Annotated in this window: 9 protein-coding genes; all 9 read right to left on the bottom strand. The window is 51.6% G+C overall.

Annotation, left to right across the window (positions count from 1 at the left end; genetic code table 11):
* Positions 1–65: 65 nt before the first annotated feature.
* Positions 66–809, bottom strand: coding sequence for a class I SAM-dependent methyltransferase (locus tag Q7V48_10470; protein MDO9211152.1), 744 nt, complete (start codon positions 807–809; stop codon positions 66–68).
* Positions 796–2,031 carry a glycosyltransferase family 4 protein gene (locus Q7V48_10475; protein ID MDO9211153.1) on the bottom strand — a complete coding sequence of 412 codons (1,236 nt, stop codon included), beginning with the start codon at positions 2,029–2,031 and terminating at the stop codon, positions 796–798. Before Q7V48_10475 ends, Q7V48_10470 begins: the two co-directional genes overlap by 14 nt.
* Before the next feature lie 18 nt (positions 2,032–2,049).
* Positions 2,050–3,285: a glycosyltransferase family 4 protein gene (locus Q7V48_10480; protein MDO9211154.1), complete on the bottom strand. Its 1,236-nt coding sequence runs from the start codon at positions 3,283–3,285 to the stop codon at positions 2,050–2,052.
* Positions 3,286–3,327: 42 nt separating this feature from the next.
* Entirely contained in the window at positions 3,328–3,579 is a 252-nt protein-coding gene (locus Q7V48_10485; protein MDO9211155.1) for a hypothetical protein, read from the bottom strand.
* Positions 3,572–4,417, bottom strand: coding sequence for a methyltransferase domain-containing protein (locus Q7V48_10490; GenBank protein ID MDO9211156.1), 846 nt, complete (start codon positions 4,415–4,417; stop codon positions 3,572–3,574). The genes Q7V48_10485 and Q7V48_10490 overlap by 8 nt, the downstream gene beginning before the upstream one ends.
* Positions 4,410–5,477 (bottom strand): ATP-grasp domain-containing protein, encoded by a 1,068-nt coding sequence (locus Q7V48_10495; GenBank protein MDO9211157.1) that lies wholly within the window; start codon positions 5,475–5,477, stop codon positions 4,410–4,412. Before Q7V48_10495 ends, Q7V48_10490 begins: the two co-directional genes overlap by 8 nt.
* A complete protein-coding gene (locus Q7V48_10500) occupies positions 5,474–6,481 on the bottom strand; it encodes a D-alanine--D-alanine ligase (GenBank protein MDO9211158.1) in 1,008 nt (335 codons plus the stop codon). Before Q7V48_10500 ends, Q7V48_10495 begins: the two co-directional genes overlap by 4 nt.
* Entirely contained in the window at positions 6,478–7,035 is a 558-nt protein-coding gene (locus tag Q7V48_10505) for an arginine decarboxylase, pyruvoyl-dependent (protein ID MDO9211159.1), read from the bottom strand. Before Q7V48_10505 ends, Q7V48_10500 begins: the two co-directional genes overlap by 4 nt.
* 14 nt (positions 7,036–7,049) lie before the next feature.
* Positions 7,050–7,675 (bottom strand): agmatinase (gene speB / locus Q7V48_10510; GenBank protein MDO9211160.1); only part of this gene is annotated, 626 nt, incomplete at its 5' end.

Genomic DNA, 7,675 nt, shown 5'->3' on the forward strand with positions numbered 1-7,675 from the left:
AAATCAAAGCTCTCTGCCCGTGGCTTAAATAAAAAAGTTCGGGGTAAGGAGTTCGGAGTAGGAAGTTAAAAATCCAAACTCTGAACTCCCAACTCTGAACTCCGAACTTTATTCCCTTTTTGAGCGTAGAGAACGATGGATTTGGGGAAAAAGTAATTGCAGATTTTTTCCGCAATGCGCAGGGGTGTAGAAAACAGGGAAAGATGAAGAAATTTTCGGTAGAACAGGGGGACGAAGGCTTTTTCATCGTGCAGTCCGAAGATACAACGGAGCATCCAATAGGGAGAGTGAAAAGCGTGCGCAAACCCCACGGCGTAGATCCTCAAGCCATTCTCCTCCATGGAATTCGCTAAGGCTTGAGGGATGACCTTGCGGACGTGTCCACCCGGGGTACGGAAGTATTCTTTGGAGAGTTTGTCGTAAACGTGCTCGGTGACCAGAGTAGGGACGGTTACGGCGATCTTGCCCCCACTTTTAAGGATTCGGGCCAACTCGGCCATTCCCAGCCTTTCATCCTCAACGTGTTCGATAACTTCCGCACAGATGATCTTGTCAAAAGCTCCATCCGGAAAAGGAAATCGCAGGGCATCGCCCTGCAGGAGCAAAAATCGCCCCTTGGCTTCCTGGCGTTCCCGCATCTGCCCCAAAACATAACGGGCTTTGAGCAGGCTCCGGTGATCTAGATCCATGCCCAGAATGGAACAGTCACGGCGAAAGCACTCGAAGATATGCCGACCTTCCCCACAGCCGGCATCCAGTACAAGATCTCCTCGCCGTAAGGGCAGCCTGCGAAAATCAACGGTGAGCATCGATGGCTTCCTTGTAGACTTCCACCATTTGCTGAGCTGCATTCTCCCAGGTAAATAGGCTAAGAACGCGGCGGCGGGCCGCTTGCCCCATTCGCCAGCGAAGCCCAGCATCTTGCAAGAGGTCGTTTATGGCTTGAGCTAAGGCGGGAGCGTTTCTCGGAGGCACGAGAATTCCGGCTCCATCGTTTCCCACGACTTCCGGAAGAGCACCGGCTGTACTGGCAACCACTGGAAGCTCACAGGCCATAGCTTCTGCTGCTGGGAAACCAAAACCTTCATACAAAGAGGGAACCACAGCAATTTCAGCGCGGCAGTAAAAGCGCACTAAGTCTTCGGAGCCGATCTTCCCCGTAAAATGAACGCGGTGCCCAATCTTGTATTTTTCCGTAAGCAAAGGGGCAAAAGAACGATGGGGAGCCCCTCCGTCCACGACCGTCAGGGTCACATCCTCGGGAAGATAGGTGAGGGCCTGAAGAAGGTAAAGCAGCCCTTTTTTACGGTCTTCCGAATTGCCGACGAAGATTAAACTTTTTTCTTTTTTAGCCAAGCCGGGAATAGGAGCAAATTCCTGACCGTCCAAGCCGTTATAGACCACGCGAATTTTTTCCGGAGCAACGCCAAAAGCACGCGTAATTTCGCGGGCGGAATCTTGGGAAACGGTTATGATCCGGTCTAACCGATTACTGACGATTCTTTGCATAAGCAGCGGGTAATACAGGACTCGCTTTACTTTCTGTTTCAGATTCGAGGGCTGCTCGAACCAGGTAGCTCGGTCTATGGAAAGGGGATGGTGTAGGGTAGAGACCACAGGCATACCCAGCAACTTCCAGAGAAGCATCCCATAACCCAAGCATTGATTGTCATGGAGAATGTCAAAGTGGTGGGTCTTGGCCAATTCTAAAAGTTTGAAGAAGGCTCGAAAGCTAAAGGCTTTGATCTCTGGAAAGACACCGAAACGGGAAGCGCTAAATTCGTAAAAATGGAGAGGGGAAAAAATTTTGAAAGGGTTCGCGGGCGGGAGAAAATCTTTTTTCTTTCCGAAGAAATTGAAATTATCCACCCGATGCACGAAAGCGCCTTTGAGAAACAAAGGCCAGGGAGGACCCACGATGACATGTACTTCATGCCCAAGTTTCACCAACTCGTTGGCCAAATAGGTCAGGTAAATTCCCTGGCCGCCGCAATAGGGATTTCCCCGATAACTCAATAAACCAATCTTCAAAGCATTCTCCCTTACACCCTACACCCTTCCGTTTATAAGTTCCTTATAGACCTCCACGGTTCGTTCAGCCACCTTGGCCCAGGTAAATAGATTTTCCACGCGTTGCCTGCCCAGGACCCCCATTTTTTTTCTGCTGGCTTCATCCTGGAGAACCTTTAAAATGGCCGCTGCCAAAGCCTGGGGGTCTCGGGGAGGAACGAGGATGCCCGCCCCTTCCTTGCCTACAACTTCTGGCAGAGCACCTGCGTGGGTGGCCACGACAGGAGTGCCGCAGGCCATGGACTCCGCCGCTGGCAGTCCGAAGCCTTCGTAAAGAGAAGGTAGGACCACGACTTCCGAAGAAGTGTAGAAGCGACGTAGGCTTTCCGCGGAAACTTTCCCTGTAAAGGCAACTCGGGAAGTCAGTCCAAGTTTTTGGGTAAGGTGGGGAGCATAAGTTTTGAAGGGTGCTCCTTCATCAACAACGGTTAAAGTAACGGAATCCGGAAGCAAGGTCATGGCGTGCAAGAGGTAAAAGATCCCTTTTTTGGAGTCATCGGTATTGCCCACAAAGAGGAGGCTTTGGGGCTTCTTGGGTTCGCCATTCGCTGGCTGGAAAAAATCTGCGTCCAGCCCGTTGTAGACCATACGAATTCTGCGGGGGGAAACTCCAAAGGCGCGCTGGATCTCCCGGGCTGTCTCGCTGGAAGAGGTGATTACCCGGTCACAACGCTGGATTACTCGGCGCTGCATGCCGAGAGGGTAAAAGACGACCGTGTAATATTTTTCCTTAAAATTGCGGTCACGTTCTAAGCTGGCTTGGAAGTCGATCGTCAAGGGATGGTGGACCGTAGTGACGAGAGGTAATCGAAAACGTTTCATCAATAAAAGCCCGTATCCCAAGGACTGCACATCGTGGAGGATTGCGAATTTCTGATGGAGAGTGATTTTTTTAAGCAGGACAAAGGTCCGGATGCTGAAGATAAGCATCTCCGGGAAAAAACCCAAGCGGGTTGAGGCCAATTCAAAAAAATTGAGCGGTTGAAAAATTCGCCAGGGAGCAGAAGGAGGGAGAAAATTTTTGCGCACGCCCCATAGATTCAGGTTTTCCACGGGGATAACCTCTGCCCAGGGCATAGGCCAGGGTTCTGGGGGTCCAACCAGAATCGTCAGAGAATGCCCCATACGGGCCAGCTCCCGGGATAAAAAGTAGAGATACCCTCCCTGGCCACCGCAATAGGGGTTCCCCCTGTAGCAGAAGAGACAAATCTTCATTGGGCGGTCTTACGCCAGCCTTTCTTCCGGTGCCTGCTTGCCTTATACGGCTGGTTGCTGATCGTTTTCAGCTGGGGACTTTCCAGAAGGTTCAGGCGCTGTCGGAGTGGTCTTGATGGTCAAAATCGTCCAGCCGATCCAAAAACCAAGAGCCAGAATGCCTAAAAAGCCAATAATCACGGGTATGGCTAAAGCCCAATAACTCTGGATGGAGATCCCCCACAAGAAAACCATGGCGGCACCAATAATGGCAATACACAAAAAAGCACCCCAAAGGCGGGAAGTATCAGCCATTCGCTTCGCTCCTTTCTCGACCTGGAAAATTATTTAGAGGCTTTCCAGTTATGATCAACACATCGCCCCACTGGGGATGCCGGGAAGCGATGTGGTCGAATACTTTGAGGATAATCAAGGCTAAAGGCCGGGGAATGATTTTTAAAGTGTTGGCCCAACGGGGAAAACCCCAGAAAAGGGAAACCCCCTGGATATTTTCAACCTGCAGATATCTTTGGGCGAGGGTTATAATAGATAAGTAATCAAACTTGAAGGTATGATCGACGGGAATTTCCCAAATGTGCGGGCGAGGAATTTCCCTGCCTAAAAAGCGCTGAAAGATACGGTTTAGTTTCTTAGCCAGCGAGCAGCTCAAACTCTCGAAATTGGCCACGGAAATAACCACTTTTCCCCTCGGGTCGACTACGCGGCACATTTCAGATACGGCCAGATCCGGATTGCCAAAATGATCAATCGCCCCCTTGCAGACCACACGCGAAAAGGCGTTGTTCCGGAAAGGGAGGTCTTCAGCCAAGCTACTTATCAGCTTGACTACTTCTCCAGAATTCTTTACCCAGTCCTTGGCCTTGCGGAGCATGATCCGGGAAGGTTCACAACCAAAGAGAACTCCTCCTCTTTTGGCCAGGGAAGTGGCATCGATCCCCCGACCACACCCTACATCCAAAATCCGATGACCATTTTTGGATTGCGCTGCTCCGAGGGTTTTTTCGGTCATGCGCTGGAAGACAAATTCTGTATCGAGCGAGAGAACCGCAGGCAGGACATCATCGTCATTCCATTCCAGATCTATTTGACGCGAGAAGGTCTTCCCCTTCTCGGGGTCAGGATTTTCAGGCACTAGGCTCCCCTGCGGCAGAAACCGCCTTGCTCTTGTGGTGACCTTGCAAGGATTTGCTCCGAGCCAAGGCAAGTTCTACGATGCGGCCGACGAAATCGGCATAGGTAAGACCCGCTGATTTAGCCGAACGAATTATTCCCGCATCCGGTGAAATATCCGGGTTGGCATTGATCTCCAGGACATAAGGAATTCCATCGTGGCTGAGCCGGATGTCCACTCGGGCGTAATCGCGACATTCCATGACGCGATAAGTCTGAAGGGATACGCGCAAAACTTCCTTTTCCATTGCCGGGGAAAGAACCGCAGGACAGCGGGGAACCGTGTGGCAAAATTCCTGACTGTCTTCTTTCCATTTCGCTGAATAACTGCAAATTTTCGGTAACCCAGGAGGCAGGGAGGAAAAATCGATCTCGGATATGGGGAAGAGCTGTGGGTCTTCGTTTCCAAGAATGGAAACATTCAACTCCCGGCCTTCGATGAATTCTTCGACCAAAACGGATTGTCCGTACTCCTGGTAGATTTTTTGAATCTGTTTCCTCAGAGCCCCTTCATTCGGGACAAAGGCATCGTTGTCGATGCCTAAACTGGCGTCTTCGCACAGGGGCTTGACAATGAGCGGAAAATGTAACCCAGTCAGCAGGTCATCTTTTCCGGGTTGCCAAACTCGGTAGGGTGGGGTGGGAATATGATGGTGCGCGAGGATCGTTTTGGTCTTCCCCTTATCTTGCGATAAACCCAGGACAAAGGCAGGAGATCCGGTAAAAGGGAGGTCCAAAAGTTCAAGAAGGGCGGCGATGTTCATCTCCAGCCGGGTTTGGCCGAAAAATTCTTCGCAGAGGTTGAAGACCAAATCCGCCTTCGCGGTAAGAATTTCTTCCAGTAGAGTTGGCAATTTTTTTTCGGCTTCCAGGGAGGCGATGTAATAACCCAAAGAACTCAAGGCCTTCTGAATAGCCTGGAAGCGGGATCGAACCGCCCGCCGACCGATGCGGTCAGGAGAGCCGTCGGGATAGAAAGGATGAGGAAGGCTATAGAGAATCAGAATGGATGCTTTGCTCATGGCTGTAATCCAACTCTCTGGCAGGCAATCTCCAATACCCGGTTTATCAGGTCCCCGTAGGCTAATCCGGCGGTTCGAGCGGCCTTGGGAAAACAGGAGTTGGCATCGGGGTTGGGCAGGATTCCGGGCAGCGGGTTCAGCTCCAGGATATTGGGCTCGCCCGAGTCATCCAGGCGGATATCAATTCGGCACCAATCCCGACAGCGTAAGGCCGAAAAGGCTGCTTGGCACACGTTTTGAATTTTTCTACGCAGACGGGGTGATACTTTCGCTGGGCAGGTAAAAATTTCCAGAGGTCTCTCCACCGTGTCCCAGATCCACTTGGCTTCATAGGAGTAAATGGGGTTGATGTCCGGGGGTAATTGCTCAAAGAGGATTTCCACTATGGGGAGCATTTCCAGGTCTGGACCGTTGCCCAATAGAGCAACCGTGAACTCCCGGCCCGGAAGATATTTCTCCACCAATGCCGGCTGGCGGTACTTGGTTAAAATCGTGGATACTTGCTCCTTCAGTTGTTTTGACGTGCGCACTAGGGCCTTGTTGCCGATGCCTTTACTCGATCCTTCCCAGAGGGGTTTGACCATCAAGGGAAAAGGGGGCAGGTTCTTCATTCCCTTAATATCATGGACGACCACGAAGGGGGGGGTAGAAATTCCGTGGTAGCTCAGTACTTCCTTGGCCAGGGATTTATCCAAGCAAAGGGCCAAGGTCAGAGGATCCGATCCGGTATAAGGGATGCGCAGCATCTCCAGCATGGCCGGGATCTGCAGTTCGCGGCTTACGCCGTGGAGCCCTTCGGCGATATTGAAAACAATATCGGGCCGGAACTTGCGGAATTTTTCGAAGGCGTCTTCGACCCCTTCCACCAGAATCACCTGATGTTTGCCGGCCAGAGCGGAACGGACTGCTTCGATGGTTTCCTCATCATCCCATTCAGCATAGAGATCATCGGCCGAGGGATCTTCTGAGGGCTTCTTCAGGTTGAAGCATAATCCCACTTTCATGACGCCTCCAACTTACCCTCAAAAAGGAAGACAGCAGCGGCCACCACTGTTGACCATCCGCTTTTGACGATACTGGACTGGGTAATGTTGGTTGTGCGCACGATTTTATCACTGATGCGGTAAAACTCCTTTTTTTCATCCCAGCTCTTGTCTTCGTCGAATTCCATGCCCAGGGTGGAGGCCAGCATGGCCGCGGCAAGATCCTCGGCATAATCCCCGGCTTCTTTTTCTGTTTGGCCAAAGGCATGGTGTTCACTGAGGTAACCGTACAGAGATTTCTCCGAAGGGATGGCACAACCTATAGAAGCTGCGATTAGGCGCCGAGGCTCATTGGTGCTGCATTTGGCCAAAACGCAGAAAGTGATGCCCCCGGGGACGAGTTCCCGGAGTCCCTGGACGCGGGGGATGATTTTACAGCGGGGCGGAAGAATACTGGAAACAGTAACCAGGTTGGCCTTTTCAATACCGGCATCACGCAGAGCGAGCTCGAAAGAACGAAGCTCTTCTTTATGACCGCCCACTCCCTTAGTAAAAAAAAGTTTTCGCGGGACCAAGGGTTCCACTATCTTCACCCTCCTTTTCTATGTTTTGATTTTTTTTCGCTACCGAGTGAGCGATAAAATATTTCTCCCAAAAATCTGTAAATCAGTTTGGCAGCCAGGAAATCCGGGGCGATCAAGCCCGGGATGGGGGTCAGTTCAACCACGTCGAATCCGACGACGGTTTTCTCCCGGGCGATTCGCCGCAGTAATTGGGTCAGGGTTTTCCAGTTGAACCCTCCCGGTTCCGGCGTGCCCACCGCAGGCATGATAGCCGGATCGAGGACATCCAGGTCAATAGTTACGTAAACCTCTGAAGAAAGATCCTGGCATACCCTTTCTTCCCAATCGGGATTTTCAGATAGAAGATGCCAGAAAAAGGAGGTTACCCCCCCCTTTTTTTGGAAGGCCCTTTCTTCCCGGGTCAAACTGCGCAGGCCCACTTGAACCAGGGGGCCCAATTCCGTCAGCCGGCGGCCCACGCAAGCATGGCTGAACGATGTTCCTTCGTAACAATCGCGCAGGTCGGCATGCGCATCCAATTGGAGGAACGAAACCTTGGGGTACTTTTCTTTTATCGCTCGAGCCATTCCCAAGGTAACGGTGTGCTCTCCACCAATGAGCACGGGGAATTTATCCGCGCGAATAACCTTTT

The organism is Deltaproteobacteria bacterium (assembly GCA_030654105.1).
GTDB lineage: Bacteria > Desulfobacterota > SM23-61 > SM23-61 > SM23-61 > JAHJQK01.

Bases quoted from the DNA above. Each gene is read 5' to 3' on its own strand.
- Q7V48_10470 (MDO9211152.1), bottom strand. From the start codon at position 809: ATGCTCACCGTTGATTTTCGCAGGCTGCCCTTACGGCGAGGAGATCTT.
- Q7V48_10480 (MDO9211154.1), bottom strand. From the start codon at position 3,285: ATGAAGATTTGTCTCTTCTGCTACAGGGGGAACCCCTATTGCGGTGGC.
- Q7V48_10485 (MDO9211155.1), bottom strand. From the start codon at position 3,579: ATGGCTGATACTTCCCGCCTTTGGGGTGCTTTTTTGTGTATTGCCATT.
- Q7V48_10495 (MDO9211157.1), bottom strand. From the start codon at position 5,477: ATGAGCAAAGCATCCATTCTGATTCTCTATAGCCTTCCTCATCCTTTC.
- Q7V48_10500 (MDO9211158.1), bottom strand. From the start codon at position 6,481: ATGAAAGTGGGATTATGCTTCAACCTGAAGAAGCCCTCAGAAGATCCC.